Here is a 20,498-nt window from a genome sequence, read left to right as displayed (position 1 = left end):
TCTTATGACTCACTTAAAAGAGCTGCAGACGCCTTATCTAAATACAACCAAGTTTTTTGATGTAATCTTAACGCCGTACCCGGAACCTCGGGAGAAATTTCTGATTCGACTGAATTTTTAACAGCGTTAGCCTTACGGCTATCAGGAACACTCGCTATTATTGCTTCTGATTTCAATACTTGCTTAACCGACATACTAATGGCTTGCTTAGGAACATCTTCCAAGGAAGCAAACCAACCTTCGCCAAGTTGTTGTTCTCTACAAGCTTTGTCTAAATCAGCAACGAAATAAGCTTCTTCCCTATCAAAATCTGCTGGTGGATCATTAAAGGCTAAATGACCGTTTTCACCTATTCCAACAAAGGCTACATGAATTTTAATACCCGAAATTATCTTACCGATCCTATTACACTCTTCCAATGGGTCTTCAGCATCACCCGCTATGTAATAAAACTTTTTGAGAGGTACCAAATCAACAAATCGTTCTTTCAGGTATTTACGGAATGAGGCCTTATGCACATCTGGCATACCTACATATTCATCAAGGTGAAATCCGGTTACCTTTGTCCAATCTACATCCTCTTTTACAAGTTCAGACAACATCTCGAACTGTGATGCACCCGTTGCGACAATTATATTTGCCTCCCCTTCTTTTTCAATTGCTTTACGAATTAACTCCGCACCCCGTTTCGCCGCGCTTTCACCCAATTCTTGTTTGTCATTTGAAATTATAATCTCCATACTCTAAGCTTTTAATTTGTAAAATTTGTGTTATATGTTTTGAAAGAACCCTAGTTCTCTTTCTTCTTTCCAATTACCTCGGGTAAAATCAGGAAATTTGATAGGTATGCTTCCCAATTCGACCGATAACTTGGTAAGTGGTAGAATTACGGACCAGTCAACCCCGTTATAGACATTCATGTCCATGGGATATCCATTATTCAAATTTTGAATTAAACGGTAGAACATAATGTAATCCATGCCTCCATGGCCTCCTTGCTCTTGAGCATCTTCCTTCATTTTATGCCAAATCGGATGTTCATATTTTTCTTGCATTTCCTTAAACTTTTCTTCGTTGAGCCAATCATGACCAAGACCTTCGTCGTACAGCGATAAGCGGCTGGGATACCCTTCATGGTATGCCTTACTTCCTGACAAAGCATTAATGCGGCTATAGGGGCGAGGTGAAACGACATCGTGCTGTAGTAGTATCGATCTTCCTTTTGCCGTTTTTATCATTGAACTATTCATATCGCCATGAGAAAAGTTCTTTTGATTATAAAAATCGTTATCAGGTGACGATTGTGTAGCATATTGATGCAAAGACTCTTCTGAAGAATCCATTGAAACAAGATAATCGAACCGGTCACCATTGCCGATATCCATATAATTAGCGATCGGACCCAATCCATGGGTCGGGTATAGGTTTCCATGCATTTCGGCATGTAACCTTAACCGCCATTGTTTGTAATAAGCACTAGTGGCAGGGTCATCGCTTTTTACGAACAATTTTTGTAACAAGGAATGAATGTAGCCTCCTTCTGCATGGGTCAACGAACCAAAGACATTGTTCTTAACCATGTTTAAAACCCAAAGCTCTTCTTCTCCATAACAGCAATTTTCAAGCATCATGCAGTGCCGTTGCGTTTTTTCAGCAGTGTTAATAATGTCCCATGACTCTTGAATAGTAAGTGCAATCGGAACTTCCGATACGACATGTTTACCTTGTTCCATTGCATAAACTGCCATGTGCGCATGTTCGGTGGGAGGCGTGACGACAACTATCAAATCAATATCGTCTCGTTTTACCATATCTCTCCATATTTCTTCGTCACCGAAATACAAATCAATAGACTGCTTTTTTTTGTTCAATTTATTCAGCAGTTCCAATGCTCTTTTAGCTCTACTTTCCCTAACATCGGCAATAGCAACTATTTTCGCATTCGGCTGTAATGAATTAATATTCTTTACATGGCCGTACCCTCTGTTACCAACTCCTATGACACCTATTCTCACCTGTTTAATGGGGTCGTATTTTAGACCGATTGCCGAGTTACCAATAGCTTGCGGCGTTTCACTAAGGCCAGCAATTCTTTTTTGAATTTCATCTTGGGCAAATACACCATGTGCAGAAAGTCCTAAAAACCCTGTACTCAATGCAGATAACTTGATAAAATTTCTTCGAGTTTGATTTTTCATTAGAGCATTTTTTTTATTTAGCTACGTTCTTTTTTCAACCTACGAACATAGCTTTACGCTTATAGCATTAGCTTTTATCACAATTCGCTATTTATAATTGAACACCTCAATTCGGCTTACAATTGCCAGTTTCATTCCAATAAGTTGAATTTATTTGGGGGGTTTTTCGTAAGTCTTTTATGCGTTGAACAAATGTTTTAATCCTATTATTTTTCCAAAAAAAACATAAGCGATACTTCAATACCAACCTTGCAAATCAATTCATAGTTCCCGTAAATCTATCAAAACAATAATATATACGCAAACGTTTGTGTGTTAATTGTTTTTTCAGCAAAAGCAACAGTTTAAATATAAAATATTGATATTGTAGTAGTTGAAATATTATCAAATAGCAAATTCTGAATATTATTTTAACATATCGTATTAAAAATTTAGATAATTACACATACGTTTGTGTTAAAATGCAATAGGATTATTTATTACTTTTACGGGATGGGAAACACACGTATAACGATGAAAGGTCTCGCCAAAATCTTAGGCGTATCTACATCTACTGTTTCAAGAGCATTAAAAGATCATCACAGCATTGGAGAGGAAACACGTGAGAAGATAAAAAAGACAGCTTTAAAACTAGGCTATATACCCAATTCAGTTGCATCAAATTTAAGAAGAAGAAAAACCAATCATATTGGTGTAATAGTCCCGAGAATAGATCGCTATTTTCACTCTTCTTCGATAAGCGGAATTGAAGAAGTTGCCAATGAAGCTGGTTATTATGTTTCGATTTTTCAAACCAAAGATTCGTATATAAAGGAGGTAGAAAGCGTTGAGATATTGATGTCTAACAAGGCTGATGGCATTATTGCCTGTTTAGCTTTGGAAACATCCGATATCGACCATTATAAACAATTGGCAAATACAAAAATACCCCTTGTATTATTTGATCGTGTTTGCAACGACCTAGAATCAAACAAAGTCTTGATCAATGATTACGATGCCGCCTTTAAAGCTTGCGACCATCTAGCAAAAATTGGGTGTAAAAGAATAGCCCATATTGCAGGAAATTTAAATTCCTCAATATTCAAAGCCCGATTAGAAGGTTATAAGGCCGCTTTAATCGCAAACAATTTGACTATTAATGAAGATTTTATTTTTTATGGCAACATCCTTAGCGAAGAAGAAGGACGCCATTTTGCTAATGCGTTATTCGATATGAATACAAAACCCGATGGCATTTTTTGCGCCAATGACATAACTGCTGTTAGCGTTATTCAAACAGCCAGAGAGCGAAAATTTTCTGTTCCCCAAGATATCGCCGTTGTGGGATTTAGTAATACACCTATATCTAAAATCATTCAACCTTCATTAACAACTATAGAAGACCATGCCTTTGAAATGGGACAAGCTTCAGCACGCCTTCTTATCAAACAAATTGAGGATAATGACCAGAATATTGTTTCTGAAACCTTAATTATTCGCAATGAACTAATAATAAGAGAATCAACAGTGCCGGCGGAATAAAATAGAGCGGTGTCTTTCCGTATCCCAAATTATTTGATTATTGCCAAACCATCTGGTGCGTCTACTTTTGACTCTATCGAACCATCGGCATTTTTACGGTGATTTACTTTCAAGATTCCATATTTGGTAGGGAAACCACCTTTGGCCCATTCAAGATCGCCTAAATGAGGTGTGATTTTTACCGTTTCACCAGCATCCAAAACATGAATACCCAACACATGTTGGCTCAACCAAGAAGTTGGTCCGCTTGCCCAACCATGACATAGACTATGACGGTAACCCACATAGCAGTATTCGCCAAAATCACCATGGATATCATTTTTGTTTTCCGGCACCAATTCATCTATTCGGCTGCTATTTCTAACATCCGAAACATCAAAATCTTCCCAAAAAGTGGTTGCACCCAAATCTAGCATACCTCCCCAATAATCGCGAATAACTCTTAGTGCACCAGTATAATCATTAGCTTTGGCCATGGCCTCCAATATATAATACCCATAAAAGGTCGACATATGCCGTACCCCATCTTGTGTCAACACTTCCGTATTTACCTTTTTTGCATTCTGTAAATCAGCTAGGGCCATTAAGGCTGCTGCCTGTTTGGTGGTATTGTTCTTTGGTTCGTGCTGTTTTAGCTTTTGGGACACTTTTGCATATTTGGTCATCAAATCTTCACGCCCTAATACCTTCATGATATTGGCACCGGCTTCGAACGTCATGACCATCATGGCTTGAAGTCCTGCATGAACGGCCTCAGGTTTTTCACTCGTAGGCCAATCCAAAAAACGACCGCCATTCAAAATCTCCTTATTGTCTTCATCAATGAATGTACTTAGTTGATCGAGAAGACCGATCATATAATGCTCCTGCTTCTTTAGGTAAACAAGGTCTCCGTGATAATCATACCAATTTTTATGAATTAATATCCACCACATCGAATATGAACTTATTCCGTTCATCCATTGAGGTAATGGATATTGGTCACGGGCAAGATCGAGACTTTTGGTCACGATGGCATGTTTTCCGAATACCGTATTAATTGTCATTACTTCAGGGTGCATATCTCCAACCCAGACCAAACGATCTCGCTTGATTCCGTCCCACAAATAGTTTTGCATATTTAAGTGTACAGTATAGGCACCTGTCGCCCAAATATCGTTTAACCGCTTATCACTGCTCTCAAAAGATCCCAAGTACGGAATATCACGATACACAAAAGCGGCCTCGATCGCTTTTATCGGGGCATCTTCATTCGCTTCAACCACATCGATACGTAGAAATCGAAAACCGGTCTCACCAACCTCAATACTTCCCAACCAAGGGATTTCGATAATAAAATCACGTAGCGAATGTTCATTGGTCGCATTTTGGTCGCCCCCAATTTCTGACATGGCCTCCCCTACCGATTCACCAAAACGTAACCGAAGCTTTAACGGAGTCTTGCTTTCACGAATACCCATCGAAATTTTTACTCCACCATGAATTTCTTTACCATAATCCAACAAAATACCGGGTCGGTCGTCTGCAGAACTAACAAAATGGAACAGGTCTTGGTCATTTACTGCAACTTGCCCATTTCCCTTTTCCAACAATGCCTTCGCATTTTTAATGAATGCCCCAGAATCATCGGACTGCCAAACGATTCTTTGTGGGGTAAGATACGTTTTGACCATTTCTGAATTGCTAGTATAATCTTTGTAGGTTTCCCCAAAAACCGGGGGTAATTGGCCATACATAATGCTGAGGCTTAAAAAAGCAAATACCGTTTGAAATAGTCTCTTCATTTTCTATTTTTAAGTTAAGCGTTAAAATTAGACTTTAGAAGATGTAAAACTATCCTGTACCATACTGTAACCAAAATATCCAGGGTTAATTACGGTTAGTATTAAATAGACTATTCAAAAATTCACATGGTTTGGCTCTGATATTATATATGCCAATCAGCGTTACATATTATTATGGAAGAATAAATGATTTTATATTCCAATCCACTCTCATTGCTTAAATAAAACTGCAGTACAGTACAGGATACGCTTCCAAATAATAATGCATATCATTGTTTTATCGTTAATCAAAAAAGAAGATAAATGAATTTATCTGAGTAATTAAGGACCAAGACGATACTATTTGGATTCTTTTTTTCGAATACCCAAATTTTTCTCATCGAGAGTTTTTTATGAAACTTGCTTAGGGAAGTAGCACATTTTAGTAAGAAGAATTAGGTCTTTAGGATAAAAACAGCGTATATTCAATATTAATTTTGGACTCAAAAACAATCTTTAGGGAGATACAGAATAAAAACCATTTTGTATTTAAAAGGCTCTTCGAAGGCCTGTATCCAGAATTGGTCAATTATGCCAATGAATATCTCTTTGACAAGGATTCAAGTGAAGATGTTGTACAGGAAGTTTTTGTATATCTCTGGGAAAAATCAAATAGCATTAATCTCAAAACTAATCTGAAAGCCTATTTATATGCTATGGTTCGGAATAGGTGTCTAAATACCCTAAAAGCGATAAAGATTACGGATATATCAAAAATTCTCATAACAAAGGCTTCTTATAGCCCAGATTTCTTCCCTGAAGAAGAAAAACACGTTCGCCACGAACAGATTCGCAATGTAATCGAGAATTTACCAACAAAAATGCGCGCAATCGTCATGCTGCGTTTTATCAATAACTACCCCTACAAAGAAATAGCAAGAGAATTGGGCGTATCTACCAATACTGTAAAAACCCAATTAAAAAGGGCCAAGGTAAGATTAGGCGAACTCATTATCTACATTGGACTACTGTTCTCCACAATGTGACAATGACTTTAATAATTATGTAATTCTCATTTAAAATCATCAAATTTTAAAATATTATATTTTTTTGTCACCCATTTTGACAATTTGTTTGTCTTATTGATAAGAGGCAAATAAAATCGCTTATGGAGTTCAAGCTTATTTTAAAGAAAATTAACAATACCCTCGAAGAAAACGAAAGAATAATTTTCGATGTCTGGTACAATGAATCCAGCGAACACCGTATCTACTTCAATAGGGTAAAGGATCATTATAGCAAGGGGCTCGATGTTGTTGACATTAAGAAGGGATGGGATGGGGTTTCATCCAAAATTGAAAAAAAAGGGAGCCGCAAAACTTACATGAAGTATGTAGCTGCCGTCGTATTTTTTTTGGGCATCGGTTCCTTGTGGCTTTCCCATACAGAGAAAATTGAGGTACCGCTTCCAAATTCCTCTTCCGAAATTACCGAAAACCCCATTCAAATTGGCACCGACAAAGCTACATTGACTTTAGAAGACGGTTCGCATATTACTTTGGAAAAAGGGAAATCCTATAAAACGGGCAAGGCTTCCAGTAATGGTGAGCAATTGGTATATAATTCAGAAGAAAAGCTTCCTAAAAAGCTTATGGCCCAAAATATTCTCACCATCCCTAGAGGAGGGCAGTTTTTTGTAGTTCTCGCTGACGGAACGAAAGTATGGATCAATTCTGAAACGCAACTTAAGTACCCTGTGGCTTTTGCATCTAATGAGACCCGTCAAGTAGAGTTGGTATACGGAGAAGCCTATTTTGATGTATCTCCCAGCTCTGAACACAATGGCACTCATTTTATTGTAAAATCAGAGGGACAGCAAGTAGAAGTACTAGGTACCGAGTTCAACATAAAGTCTTATAAAGGTGAAGACCAAGTTTCTACAACTTTGGTAGAAGGCAAAGTTAGGGTCGAAAACCAAAGCGGGTCTAAAAGCCTTACTCCCGGACATCAATCCAGATTCAACCGTAATTTAAAAAACTTCGTTGTTTCGAAGGTAGACGTGTATGATGAAATCTCTTGGAAAGAAGGCCTGTTCAGTTTCAAAAATCGACCATTAGAAGACATCATGCAAGTGCTTTCGCGCTGGTACGATGTTGACGTAGTCTTTCAAACGGAAGCTATAAAGAAGCTAACTTTCAATGGCGTTTTTAGAAAAACGCTAAAGCTTGATGAAATATTGAATATCATAAAGAACACCAACGAAGTCAATTATGAAATAAATAAAAAAACGATTACGATGAATTAAAATTTAAAAAAGGGAATGGAGTCTAGATCTGGAAAATTTAAACCTCCACCCCCGGAATCATTAATTAAAAAAACTAATTAACATTCAAATTTATGAAAACTAAACCAAATGGGAACCCCCTTGGCTATGTCAAGACATCCCTACTTATCACCATGAAAATCTTCATCTTTTTCTTCTCGATTATTTCGTTCGGATTTAGCGTGGAAAAAGGATTTTCACAAAACAAAAAAATTACGTTTACCGAAGATGCAAAACTTTCTATAGAAGAAGTGTTGGAGGTGGTCAAAAAGCAAACGGATTACAACTTTATATATCGTTCCGATCTTTTTGTTGGGAGTCCGCTTGTAGAAATCAAGAAGGGCACTGTAAAGGTTGGAGACTTGCTTGACAAATGCGCAATGCTAACCAACTTTGAATTTCAGTTTACTGCAAACGGAGCAATTTTCCTGAAGAAAAATCCCAAAATCGTAAAAAAGGAAATAATTCAGCAACTTTTTACGGGTACTGTAACCGATAAAGATGGCACTCCATTACCAGGGGCCAATATTGTAGAGAAAGGCACGACCAATGGAGTAACCGCAGATTTTGACGGTAATTTTGCGATTGACGTTTCAAATGAAAACGCGATTTTGGTGATTTCCTATATTGGCTTTTCTACCAAAGAGGTTCAAATAGGCGGGCAAACCAATCTTCGTGTTATTTTAGAAGAAAGTGCAGCAGGATTGGACGAAGTGGTCGTGGTCGGTTATGGGTCACAGAGTAAAAAAAAGATTACCTCCGCTGTTTCCGAAGTAGATATGGGTGGTGTACAAGACATGCCCAACTCCACTTCAGGCCAAGTTCTCCAAGGGAGAGTATCTGGTGTCACCATCAGCGAAAGTAATGGCTCTCCGGGCGCTGCCCCAAGCATTCGCGTTAGGGGTATCAGTTCTATTAATGCAGGAATCGAACCCCTCGTAGTCATTGATGGTTTTCCAGTGGGCAATGGCATACCTCAGAGCCTAAACCCCAATGACATAGAAAAAATTACCGTTTTAAAAGATGCAGCCTCCACTTCTATATACGGGGCAAGAGGTACCAACGGTGTAATATTGATTCAGACGTTAAAAGCAAAAGAATCGCAGAGCGAACTTACCTATAATGGGTCTAGTGGGTTTCAATCGGTACCGAATAATTGGCGTCCGAAAACATTAAATGCACAACAATACGCCCAATACAATATAGAAAGAGTTCAAGAAATCAATCAGCGAAGTGGGAACAGCAATCCAGTACCCCAAATTTATCAAGATGCTTTAAGTAATTCACAAAACAGTGGTACGAATTGGCAGGACCTGCTTATGCGGAGTGCACTCTTTCAAGATCACAATCTGACATTCAGAGGTGGTAATAGCAAGTTTAAAGGTGTTGTATCCGCTGGGTATTTAAACCAAGAAGGTGTTCTTTTAAACACTGATTTTTCAAGGTTATCGCTGAGAGCAAATGCAGATGCCACTATCAATGATTGGCTAAAAGTTGGGACTAATATGTTCGTATCATATTCCGACAACAACTCAATTCCTGAAGATGGATCGAGAGGCGTCATAATGAAAGCGGTAACGGCAAGTCCATTACAATCTCCCTATGATGAAAATGGTGACCTAAAACCTTATATACCCGCAGATTCGCCGGGCTACTTCGCCTATACCAATCCAATATTCGAGGCACAGGCACTTACAAATAATAGAGTGGAAAGAGATATAAACGCCAGTGTTAACTTAGATATGCAAATTCTTCCCGGTCTGCATTATAAACCTCAGCTTTATGGGCGTCTATTGACTAGGGAGGTTAACACCTTTACTCCAAGTTCTATCGGTAGATTTGCCATAGGCAACGCGTCTAATCTTTCCCCTGGTGCCCCGCCATTCGTGAATTCGGGAGCGAATCAAAAAAGTGATATCACCAATTGGGGTATTGATAATCTCTTGACCTATGATACAACGATTGGAAATCATTCTATGAGTGCTTTATTAGGGTACACCGCACAAAAACAAAGTGGTGAATTGTCTGCAATCAATGCCACAGGTTTCCCTAGTGACAATACTTTAAATTTTCTAGAGGCAGCAGATGTATTCGCCGCAGTTACAGATTTGACCAATTGGTCTCTAGCGGCGTATTTTGCCCGCCTCAGTTACGACTACAAATCGAAGTACCTAATGGAAGTGAATTTCAGAAGAGAGGGATCCTCTAGGTTTGGATACGACAATAAATATGGAAATTTCCCTTCGGCATCCGTTGGTTGGCGCGTCTCTGAAGAAGATTTCTATCCTGAAGATTTCTTTATGAACGAGTTTAAACTGAGATCGAGTTATGGCGTAACCGGAAATTCCGCTATCGGGGATTTTGACCGTTTCGGAACCATACTTTCTATTCCAAACTTAAATAACCTAAACAATAATTTTAACTATGTGCTGAATGACAACATACAAGTAGGAAAATCACTTACCTCATTAGGGGCTAGCAACCTCAAATGGGAAACAAGCAAACAGCTTGATTTGGGTCTTTCTTTGGGATTTTTAAATGATGCCATTACACTAAACATGAGTTATTTTAAGAAAACTACGGAAGATATGCTCTTTAATCTGTCTATACCAAAGGCATCAGGCTTTGCATCTACCAGAACCAACATTGGAGAAATGGTAAACCAAGGGGTTGACCTTGAATTGGGTGCCCGAGTTTATAGTGGTGATTTTTCATGGAACAGCAATTTAAACCTATCCTTCATTAAAAATGAGGTAACCTACCTTCCCGAAGAAATATCACAAATCATCTCTACCTGGAACATTACCCAAGTGGGCTTACCTGTAGGTTCATTGCGTGGATATGTTATTGATGGAATTTTTAACACCCAAGAACAACTAGACGACCCCAACCTATTCGGGTGGGCCGGTGCGAAAGAGCTCGGAGCCTATATTTATAGAGATGTTGACGGAGACGGCTCGATAAGTGGTCTTGATAGAGAGCATATTGGCAATCCCCATCCAAAAGTAATTTTAGGGTTTAACAATGTTTTCAAATACAAAAATCTATCCCTTTCCATATTGACTACCGGCGCATTTGGCTACCAAATCATCCCTCAGCTAAACGAAGTACTGTATAATGAGAAAGGAAGATGGAACGTTAGCACAGAATTTTTGAATCGATGGAGGTCTACCGATGACCCCGGCAATGGCTTGATTCCCGCTATCCATTACCCTGGTCAACATGCAGCATCAAATCTTTGGCTTGAAGATGGAGACCATATTTGGATCAAAAATGTATCGCTAGGGTATCAGGTACCAGCTTCAGCATTGGATAATATATTTATATCCAGTTTGCGCTTTAATTTTGGTGTTCAAAATTTAGCAAAATTCACCAAATACTCAGGGTGGAATCCTCAAGTAAGCAATTTTGGTAATAATCCGCAAAGGTTGGGTGTTGACGACTTCTCATATCCGATAAACCGAACATACACCCTAGGTGTCAACATTAATTTCTAAAACACTCGTGATGAAAAGATATAATTTAATACTTAAGGTCAGAAGTATACTTCCTATAGTTTCAATGTTAGTTTTTCTAGGTTGTAGTGATGAGTTCTTGGATGTTACTCCAAACCATTACTTAACCGAAGGAAATTTTTACCAAACAGAGGAAGATTTCGATCAGGCTTTGCTAGGAGTATATGGCAGTTTACAAGACTATGCGCTAAGCGCCCACTTCTTGGAAGAGGGTAGGTCTGATAATACAACTTATGACAACCTATTAGACCAGGGTTCCTTAGGAGGTGGAAGACAATATGGTTTTTTAGACCAGTTTAAAATGACTTCAGATGCAGGTCCTATATCGGACGCGTGGAATACGATTTACAGTGCAATAAAAGATTGTAACGTTACCCTATTTTATCTGAATAAAGCTGAGATAGATCCGGTTTCAGCCAAATCAATGGAAGCAGAATTGCGTTTTTTCAGGGCCTTTTATCATTTTATCGCCGTTCGTTACTGGGGAGATGTACCATTGCTCATAGAGCCTGTTAATTCTGCTGAAGATGCATTTGCTCTTGAGAGAAACTCTATTGCAGATGTTTATCAGGCCATTGTTCAAGATGCGGAATTTGCCATTTCAAATTTACCACCGGGCTATGCAGGTAATGATGTGGGCCGAGTTACCAAAGGAGCCGCAAGAATGCTTCTGGCCAAAGCGTATTTGACAAGAGGTGATTATTCCAATGCACAAAACCAACTCAATAACATCATAGGTTCCAACGAATATGATTTACTGGCAAATTATGCTGATGTCTTCGATCCGACAAATAAGAACCACCCAGAATCTATTTTAGAGGTTCAATTCAAAGAGGGAGCAGAAGGTGAATCAAGTAATTTTATTTACCAATTTGCCCCTGTGGGATCAAGAGGTGTTGTAGTCTTAGGTCCTGAGAGTGCTCCAGGAAGAAATATACCCACAACCGATTTGGTTGAAGCTTATGAAGCCAACGATATAAGAAAGGATATATCTGTAGCATATTTTGATAGAGACCCCAGCCCTTTATACTATATTAACAAGTACAACCATGATACCGATCCCGATTTTTCTAGATCTCCCGACAATTGGCCCGTGTACCGTTATGCAGATGTCTTGTTGATGCTGGCGGAGGCAATTAATGAACAAAGCTATCAGACTGGAACACCATTCGATATGCTCAATAGGGTAAGATTACGAGCCGGATTACCTGAACTAACCCCTACCGACCTACCCGATCAAGAATCTTTCAGAAATGCAATAGCGCAGGAGCGAAGAGTTGAACTGGCCTTTGAAAATCACCGCTGGTTCGATTTGGTAAGAACTGGTAAAGCCATTGAAGTTATTACAGCTTACGGCATAAAAGAAAAAGCAAACCCCACCCTTGTTCCACCTGATTTTATTGCCTTCGGTCCTGAATCCTTTGCCATAACACAAGAGAAGTTGTTATATCCGATTCCAAATAACGAGCTGGATTTAAATCCCAATATGACACAGAATCCTGGGTATTAAATATAGTTCTTTGTATCTGAACAACTTCTTACAAGAAGCCAAGATGCAAATCATTTGCAAACCGAAAAAAGAGAGAATATGAAAAATTTCACCTTACTGCTATTAATATTTTTGACGAAAGTTTGTCTTACCTCGTGTAAGGATGCCAAACAGGCACCCAAAGAAGAACCACAAGAAGAACTGCCCAATATTGTGTTTATATTATCGGACGATCAAGCATGGACCGATTATGGTTTTATGGGACATGAACATATAGAAACCCCAAACATCGATAAACTGGTTCAGGAAAGCCACACTTTTACCCATGGCTACGTACCTACATCATTATGTGCACCGTCTTTGGCGTCTATAATCACCGGTGTCTATCCCCGCGACCATATGGTTCTTGCGAATGACCGGGTGCTTCCGGGCGATGACAAGAAAGGAAAGTCGGCTTGGAAGGCGCCTTGGAGGGCTGAAAATTATGCTCCTGTTATAGAAAACTTCAAAAAACTGAATACCTTGCCCAAGATGTTGAAGGAAAAGGGCTATCTCTCCTTTCAAACCGGGAAATGGTGGATAGGTAACTATGCGAATGGAGGATTTGATTATGGTATGACTCATGGTGATCCCGACCGTGGCGGCAGGCATGGTGATTATGGTCTGGAAATTGGCCGTAAGGGAATGGATACCCTTTATGGCTACATCGATTTGGCTTTGGAAAAAAAGAAACCGTTCTTTATGTGGTACGCGCCTTTTTTACCCCATTCGCCACACAATCCACCTGATAGTCTGTTGCAAAAATATTTGCCCAAAGCCCCTACGGAATATATAGCCAAATACTGGGCCATGTGTGAATGGTTTGATCAAACTTGTGGGGAATTGATGGACTATATTGACAAAAAAGGGGAGACAGAAAACACGATATTTGTCTATGTTTGCGATAATGGCTGGGTTCAGAACGAGGATAACGGAAATTACAATCCGATTTCAAAACAATCGCCATATGATTATGGAATGCGTACCCCTATCATGTTCAAATGGAAAGGCAAAATTACTCCTAAACTTGATGACCGAACGTTGGCCAGCAGCTTAGATATGGTACCAACGGTATTGGATCTATTGGGAATGAAACGACCCGAAGAACTTGATGGAATTAATGTATTAAATGAAACAGAGCAAAAAAATCGAGAGGCTATATTTGGGGAGATTTACAATCATGACTTTTATACGGTTAATGAAAGTCTCAAATATAGACTAATCATGACGGATCCGTATAAGCTTATCGTTCCCGATAAAACGAACAGACCAAATGAGAAGATTCAGTTATTCAACATTTACAAGGACCCCTTCGAAAAAGAAGACCTCTCAGATGCGCACCCTGAAATTGTGGAGAAATTATTAAACCAAATCGAAGTGTCTTGGAATCAAGAACCTCAAAATTAAAAATAACAAGCATGAAGAAAACCAATTATTTATTTTTTTTACTGAGTATTATTTTTCTCACTTCTTGCAACGAAAATAAAAAAGAAAAGACCGAAGAAGGGCAAAAAACATCGCGACCCAACGTTTTGGTGCTACTGACCGACCAGTGGCGTGCACAAGCCACAGGCTATGCCGGCGACCCTAATATAAGTACTCCGAACCTCGACGCACTTGCCGCTAAAAGTGTGAATTTTGAAAACGCCGTTTCGGGTATGCCGGTCTGTTCCCCATTTAGGGCATCGCTTTTAACAGGTCAGCGACCTTTGACCCATGGCGTATTTATGAACGATGTACAGCTCGATACCAACGCGGTCACCATTGCCAAGGTGTTTTCAAAATCAGGTTATGACACCGGCTATATCGGTAAATGGCATTTAGACGGACATGGAAGGCTGCAGAACGTCGCCCCCGGGAAGCGAAGACAAGGTTTCGATTTCTGGAAAGGAAACGAATGTACGCACGATTATAACCATTCCGTATATTACGACAATGACGACCCGACCCGAAAGACTTGGGAAGGTTATGATACTTTCGAACAGACCGATGCCGCCATCGATTATCTTCAAAAAAGGAAGTCTGCAGAGAATCCGTTTATGATGATAGTTTCCTACGGTACCCCTCACGCCCCATATCATACAGCTCCCGAAGAATATCGCAAACGCTTTGACCCTGCCAAGATACAACTCCGCAGAAATGTACCTGATAGTTTAAAAGAGCGAGCCAAAAAAGATTTAGCAGGCTATTATGCGCATATAGCGGCACTTGATGATATGATCGGTAAAGTGATAAAAAATCTAAAAGATTCCGGACAGTTTGATAATACAATTATTGTCTTTACTGCTGATCATGGAGATTTATTGGGTTCTCATGGTGCTTATAAAAAACAGCAACCCTATGAAGAATCGGCAAGGGTGCCCATGTTGTATCACATACCTGAAAATTTTAAAATCGCTTCCGGAAAACGGGAAGCTTTAATGAATTCAGAAGACATCATGCCCACCCTTTTGAGTCTGTGCGACATTGCAATACCCAATACTGTGGAAGGAATAGATTATCGGCCTTATATGGAAGGTAAAGAGCAAGTAGGAGAAGCCGCATTATTGACCTGCGTACAACCATTCGGGCAATGGAACAAAGTAAAATATGGAGGTAGGGAGTACAGGGCTATTAAGACCAGACAGTACACTTATGCTAGAGATTTAAATGGCCCGTGGTTGCTTTTTGACAATTACGATGACCCTTACCAATTGACCAATCTAGTGGGTAAAGAAGGGCATGCCACCCTGCAAGACGATATGGAAAAACTGCTATCCGAACGGTTAAAGCAAACCGGTGATGAATTCCTGCCCGGCATGGAATACATTGAAAAATGGGGATATCCTGTAGATGAAACTGGTACCGTTCCCTATACCAATTAGCCTAAAAACAGCATCGATAAGTAATCGTATCCACTTTCCTGAAAATAAAATACATCCATGAAAATAAAACTTCTTGTTCTTCTAACCGTAACGTTTTCTCTTAACGTCTCTTTTACCAAAGATAAGATGGTTGTACCCCTTGTCATCGAAGAACTTCGAGTGGAATATCATGAAAACCCTGAAGGAATCGACATTGAGAAACCAAGATTTAGCTGGGTATTGACAGGAGAAGGTAGAAATCGGTATCAATCAGCATACCGAATCATTGTTGCTTCGAGCATAGCAGAACTAGAAAAAAATCATGGGAACATTTGGGACAGCGGTAAAACCAACTCCAACAATACCAATCAAATCGAATATGGTGGAGGTGCGCTCATTTCGAATACCAGCTATTATTGGAAAGTAAAAGTTTGGGACGAAGTGGCTCAGGAATCGCAATGGAGTGAAGCGGCACGTTGGTCTATGGGCCTATTGCGTTTTTCTCAATGGAAAGGCCTTTTTATTGGTCACGATGTGGGATATAATCAAACCGATAAATACGACAGTTTGTACCTTCCCCCCGCTCGCTATTTGCGCAAATCATTTAAAACATCAAAAAAGGTAAAAAGGGCAACGGCCCATACAACTGCGCTTGGTTTGTATGAACTCCGTTTGAATGGAAAAAAGGTGGGGGACTCCTATTTGCTTCCGGGGTGGACAGATTACAACAAACGCCTGCATTATCAAACCTTTGATATCACTGACCAAATACAGCAGGGTGAAAATGTAGTCGGAGCAATTATCGCCGATGGTTGGTACGCCGGTTATGTTGGTTATGCCCTATTGGTTCGTTTAGATAAGGTCCGCGAATTTTATGGTGTCAATCCATCTTTTATGGGGCAAATACATTTGGAATATGAAGATGGAACTTCTGAAATCATAGCTTCGGATAGGTCATGGAAAGCCAATCAAGGCCCCACCCGTGAAGCTGATATTCTAATGGGGGAAACCTATGATGCCCGATTGGAAAATTCAGGTTGGGACTCGGCAGGTTACGACGACAGTACTTGGAAAGACCCAAAGGTATATACCTATCCCAATGGCCGCCTACAGGCACATCCGGGAACATTAATAAAAAATACCGAGCTTCTAAAGCCCGTTGCCATAACAGAACCACAACCGGGAACCTTTGTTTTTGATCTTGGTAAGAATATAGCAGGCATCGCTTCCTTGGAAGTGCAGGGCCCCAAAGGAACCAAAGTACAACTTCGCTTTGGGGAGATTCTCAAAGGTGACGGTAACATTCAGACGGAGAACCTCAGATTGGCTCGTGCAACCGACACTTATATCTTAAAAGGTGAAGGCGTAGAGACTTGGCAACCCAAGTTTACCTATCATGGCTTTCAGTACGTAGAAGTTACCGGATACCCCGGAAAACCCAATTTGAATGCGATTACAGGCCTTGTTTTAAGTTCTATCGAGACCGATGCGAGTACTTTTAGTTCGTCGAACGCGATGAACAACACCCTCTTTGAAAATATCAAAACTACCCAAAGTGCAAACTTTATTGAAGTACCAACCGATTGCCCACAACGGGACGAACGTTTGGGGTGGACAGGAGATGCCCAGACCTATATGCGTTCAGCAACCTACAATGCCGATGTGGCCGCCTTTATGACAAAGTTCTTGGTTGATCTTGATGATGCCCAGCGATGGTATGGCGCCTACCCTAACTTCGCGCCTTTTCCCTATTCTAGACCCAATCAATATTCTCCTGCCTGGATGGATGCCGGGGTCATTATCCCATACAACATGTACAAGGTGTATAACGACACCCGTATTTTAGACTACATGTACGCGGGTATGCAAAAATTTATGCAGTTTCAGGCCGATGCCAGCACTGATTATTTAAGACCTGGGGGAGGAAACAATTGGGGCGATTGGCTTTCGGTAAATGAAAAAACAAGCAACGATTTTGTTGGGGCTTCCTTTTACGGTTACGATGCCAAACTGATGGCTGAAATGGCCAAGGCATTGCATAAAACGGAAGATTTTGAAAAGTACGGGTCCCTGTTCAAAAACATCAAAAAAGCCTTTACCGAAAAATACATTCTTGCCAACGGCCGCACCACCGAGGACACGCAGACCTCTTATGCGCTCGCCCTATATTTTGATCTTTACCCTGTTGATCTTGCGCAGAAAGGCGCTGACCGTTTGGCAGAAAAAATAAGAGCGAACGGCAACAAATTCACCACTGGTTTTTTAGGAACGAAACATGTGATGTTGGCCTTATCAAAATATGGCCATAACGATTTAGCCTATACCCTCTTCAAACAGACGGAATACCCAAGTTGGGGATATTCGGTAGTCAATGGAAGTACTTCTATTTGGGAACGTTGGAACAGCTATACCAAAGACGATACCGCCAATTCCGACCTCAACGCCAAAATGAATTCTTTCAGTCATTATGCTTTTGGCTCCGTTGCCGAATGGATGTTTCAACATGCAATCGGCATTGATACCGAAGATGCCGGATATCGAAACATCATCGTAAAACCCGCGATTAGCAAACAAATGAATGACATCAAAGGAAGTTACAAAAGTATCAATGGTACTATTGTATCTGCTTGGAACTGGAAAGGGAACAAAATTATGATGCATATTGAGATTCCTGTAAACACCAAGGCAAAGGTGTATATTCCCACAACTAAAATTACGGATATCAAAGAGGGAAATAGAGATATTTCAAAAATACAGGATATTAAAATTTTAGAATCGAACGGCGGCGAAACCATACTGGAAGTAGGATCCGGAAAGTATTCCATTAGTTCAAAAATAACGTTCTGATAAAATTGATATTTATATTCTTGCTATAGGTAATAATATCAAATTCCTCGATAGCGATAATACCTCAAAACTGAAAAATATCATTGTTTCCTTAGACGCTGGGGATATTACACCCAACTGAAAATCGAATTACCAATTTCGAATAAGACCACTTAAACCAATGCGACACTTCTTACTGATTATTTTCTCGGCAATCATTTTTACAAGTTGTAAATCAGAGGCAAAAAAGGAGTCTGACAAACTTCCTGAACGGCCCAATATTATATTCATACTGGCCGACGATTATGGTATAATGGACACCCAAGCTTATGCCTCAAGGGTATTGGGCACACCAATGGATAGCACCTTTTATGAGACCCCTAACATCAACAAATTGATGGCCGAAGGTGTTTCATTTTCACAAGCCTATGCCAACCAACTATGCTCGCCAACCAGAGCCAGCATCCTTACCGGTAAATATGCAAGCCGTTTGGGCTTTACTACCGCTATGCCATTAAGGGAAACATATTACAATCAAAATTTAAAAACTCCCGAAGGCTATTACACGCACGACGTGCTTGAACACAAAGACAATATCGAAATAGAACAGGCACTTATAAACGGCACCTCAAACTCGGCCGTGCCAACGGGAACCGACTTCGACGCAGGCAGCGATGAGCTTTCAATAGCCGAAGCGTTAGAAGATTACCATTCCGCATTTATTGGCAAGTGGCATATTGGTGGTTTCGGTGCCAAGAATTATCAGCCCGCTGATCAAGGCTTTGAACCTTTGGCATGGTTCGATGGTGGAGGTTCGGCATATTTCGATTGGCGAAAAGGTTGGGATGAAACATCGAAAAAACGTTTTCCTAAAATGCCACAAGACGAATGGGAAATCGGCGACTCAGGAAATATGACCAAGGAGGAATACCTGACAGATGATCTTACACTGCAGGCCCTTGATTTTATGGACAAAAGGGCAAAGATAAAAGCGGAACCCTTTTTTCTATATTTTTCACATTTTGCCGTGCATTCGCCTTATCAAGGCAAGGAAGAAGAAGTGGCCTATTTTGAAAACAAAAACACAAAAGGATGGAACGGTCATAAAGACCCGGTATATGCGTCGATGATAAAAAGTATGGATCGTTCGGTAGGTCAGCTTCTCGATAAATTAAAAGAAACAGGACTTGAAGAAAACACGCTCGTAGTTTTCATGTCTGACAATGGGGGAATTGATAGAAAAATAACCCCTCGAGGCGATGGTACCGACAACAGTCCTTTTTTAGGAGGAAAAGCATGTTTGACAGAAGGTGGCATTAGGGTACCATTGATATTCCGCTGGAAAGGGAAACTAAAAGAAGGCCAATGGGTAGATTTGCCCGTAGATTGTACGGATATTTATCCTACTATTTTAGAAGCAGCAGGCTATGATGCAAATGCGATCTCCAAAGCCAACTCGCTCGATGGACAAAGTATCTTGTCCCTTCTTTCCGATACAGAGAATGTTCAAAAAAAATATTCCAAAAAAGACCACTATTGGCATTATCCCTTTAATGTGATTTATAACAGTCCTTATGAGCCGTATGCCCTTACACCACATTCTGCCATTCGTGATGGGAACTATAAACTAATTTTTGATTGGTACGGAAGGTTACGGCTATACAACATCGAAGAAGATCCCTTCGAAAAAAATGATTTGGCTTTGCAAATGCCCGAATTGAAAGATAAACTCTTTAAAAAATTAATGGGTTGGTTAACAGAAAATGTAGCGAAGCGGTACTGGCCTGTAATTAATGAAGAATACAATGCCAATGAGGAAGTAAGAAATGTGCCATTTAAAGACCTATTTTCTTCCTATATCACCGAAGAGAATACGAAATAACAGAAAATGATTCCTATTAGAATCATCAAATAATATTGAGCATATCAGGTATGGGCGTACTAAAAACAGCGACAACTATCGTGATAACTGCTAAAACCC

At 40.0% G+C, this 20,498-nt stretch carries 12 protein-coding genes; 9 read left to right on the top strand and 3 right to left on the bottom strand.

Features of this window, described 5'->3' with window-relative positions; genetic code table 11:
* Window positions 1–2: 2 nt before the first annotated feature.
* Window positions 3–740, bottom strand: a complete 738-nt coding sequence (locus BLS33_RS14805) for a glucosamine-6-phosphate deaminase (RefSeq protein ID WP_089890898.1) — start codon at window positions 738–740, stop codon at window positions 3–5.
* A gap of 30 nt (window positions 741–770) precedes the next feature.
* A complete protein-coding gene (locus BLS33_RS14800; RefSeq protein ID WP_089890895.1) occupies window positions 771–2,198 on the bottom strand; it encodes a Gfo/Idh/MocA family protein in 1,428 nt (475 codons plus the stop codon).
* Window positions 2,199–2,711: 513 nt separating this feature from the next.
* Between BLS33_RS14800 and BLS33_RS14795 the strand changes: the two genes are divergently transcribed.
* Window positions 2,712–3,719 (top strand): LacI family DNA-binding transcriptional regulator, encoded by a 1,008-nt coding sequence (locus BLS33_RS14795; RefSeq protein ID WP_218129565.1) that lies wholly within the window; start codon window positions 2,712–2,714, stop codon window positions 3,717–3,719.
* 29 nt (window positions 3,720–3,748) lie between these two features.
* On the opposite strand, the gene BLS33_RS14790 is transcribed toward BLS33_RS14795, so the two are convergent.
* Complete coding sequence (locus BLS33_RS14790) at window positions 3,749–5,503, bottom strand: alpha-L-rhamnosidase-related protein (protein WP_089890889.1); 1,755 nt, start codon at window positions 5,501–5,503, stop codon at window positions 3,749–3,751.
* A 476-nt stretch (window positions 5,504–5,979) separates the two neighbouring features.
* On the opposite strand from BLS33_RS14790, the gene BLS33_RS14785 reads away from it, so the two are divergent.
* The 8 genes from BLS33_RS14785 (at window position 5,980) to BLS33_RS14750 (ending at window position 20,399) form a co-directional block, all read left to right on the top strand.
* Window positions 5,980–6,528 (top strand): RNA polymerase sigma factor, encoded by a 549-nt coding sequence (locus BLS33_RS14785; protein ID WP_176801398.1) that lies wholly within the window; start codon window positions 5,980–5,982, stop codon window positions 6,526–6,528.
* Between the two features lie 122 nt (window positions 6,529–6,650).
* Window positions 6,651–7,787, top strand: a complete 1,137-nt coding sequence (locus tag BLS33_RS14780; protein WP_089890882.1) for a FecR family protein — start codon at window positions 6,651–6,653, stop codon at window positions 7,785–7,787.
* Window positions 7,788–7,879: 92 nt separating this feature from the next.
* Window positions 7,880–11,302 (top strand): SusC/RagA family TonB-linked outer membrane protein, encoded by a 3,423-nt coding sequence (locus tag BLS33_RS14775; RefSeq protein WP_089890878.1) that lies wholly within the window; start codon window positions 7,880–7,882, stop codon window positions 11,300–11,302.
* A gap of 10 nt (window positions 11,303–11,312) precedes the next feature.
* Entirely contained in the window at window positions 11,313–12,830 is a 1,518-nt protein-coding gene (locus BLS33_RS14770) for a RagB/SusD family nutrient uptake outer membrane protein (RefSeq protein WP_089890876.1), read from the top strand.
* 78 nt (window positions 12,831–12,908) lie between these two features.
* On the top strand, window positions 12,909–14,255 hold the full coding sequence (locus BLS33_RS14765; protein WP_089890873.1) for a sulfatase-like hydrolase/transferase: 1,347 nt from the start codon (window positions 12,909–12,911) through the stop codon (window positions 14,253–14,255).
* A gap of 11 nt (window positions 14,256–14,266) precedes the next feature.
* Window positions 14,267–15,712, top strand: coding sequence for a sulfatase family protein (locus BLS33_RS14760; protein WP_089890870.1), 1,446 nt, complete (start codon window positions 14,267–14,269; stop codon window positions 15,710–15,712).
* A 57-nt stretch (window positions 15,713–15,769) separates the two neighbouring features.
* Window positions 15,770–18,538 (top strand): alpha-L-rhamnosidase, encoded by a 2,769-nt coding sequence (locus BLS33_RS14755; RefSeq protein WP_089890866.1) that lies wholly within the window; start codon window positions 15,770–15,772, stop codon window positions 18,536–18,538.
* A gap of 160 nt (window positions 18,539–18,698) precedes the next feature.
* Window positions 18,699–20,399, top strand: a complete 1,701-nt coding sequence (locus BLS33_RS14750; RefSeq protein WP_089890862.1) for a sulfatase — start codon at window positions 18,699–18,701, stop codon at window positions 20,397–20,399.
* Window positions 20,400–20,498: the final 99 nt, after the last annotated feature.

The organism is Kriegella aquimaris (assembly GCF_900103215.1).
Lineage (GTDB): Bacteria > Bacteroidota > Bacteroidia > Flavobacteriales > Flavobacteriaceae > Kriegella > Kriegella aquimaris.
This window is presented reverse-complemented; position numbering and strand designations above follow the sequence as displayed.

Excerpts from the sequence above, each read along its gene's own strand:
- BLS33_RS14765 (WP_089890873.1), top strand. The coding sequence starts at position 12,909 with ATGAAAAATTTCACCTTACTGCTATTAATATTTTTGACGAAAGTTTGT.
- BLS33_RS14780 (WP_089890882.1), top strand. The coding sequence starts at position 6,651 with ATGGAGTTCAAGCTTATTTTAAAGAAAATTAACAATACCCTCGAAGAA.
- BLS33_RS14760 (WP_089890870.1), top strand. The coding sequence starts at position 14,267 with ATGAAGAAAACCAATTATTTATTTTTTTTACTGAGTATTATTTTTCTC.
- BLS33_RS14770 (WP_089890876.1), top strand. The coding sequence starts at position 11,313 with ATGAAAAGATATAATTTAATACTTAAGGTCAGAAGTATACTTCCTATA.
- BLS33_RS14805 (WP_089890898.1), bottom strand. The coding sequence starts at position 740 with ATGGAGATTATAATTTCAAATGACAAACAAGAATTGGGTGAAAGCGCG.
- BLS33_RS14795 (WP_218129565.1), top strand. The coding sequence starts at position 2,712 with ATGAAAGGTCTCGCCAAAATCTTAGGCGTATCTACATCTACTGTTTCA.
- BLS33_RS14790 (WP_089890889.1), bottom strand. The coding sequence starts at position 5,503 with ATGAAGAGACTATTTCAAACGGTATTTGCTTTTTTAAGCCTCAGCATT.
- BLS33_RS14775 (WP_089890878.1), top strand. The coding sequence starts at position 7,880 with ATGAAAACTAAACCAAATGGGAACCCCCTTGGCTATGTCAAGACATCC.
- BLS33_RS14755 (WP_089890866.1), top strand. The coding sequence starts at position 15,770 with ATGAAAATAAAACTTCTTGTTCTTCTAACCGTAACGTTTTCTCTTAAC.
- BLS33_RS14800 (WP_089890895.1), bottom strand. The coding sequence starts at position 2,198 with ATGAAAAATCAAACTCGAAGAAATTTTATCAAGTTATCTGCATTGAGT.
- BLS33_RS14750 (WP_089890862.1), top strand. The coding sequence starts at position 18,699 with ATGCGACACTTCTTACTGATTATTTTCTCGGCAATCATTTTTACAAGT.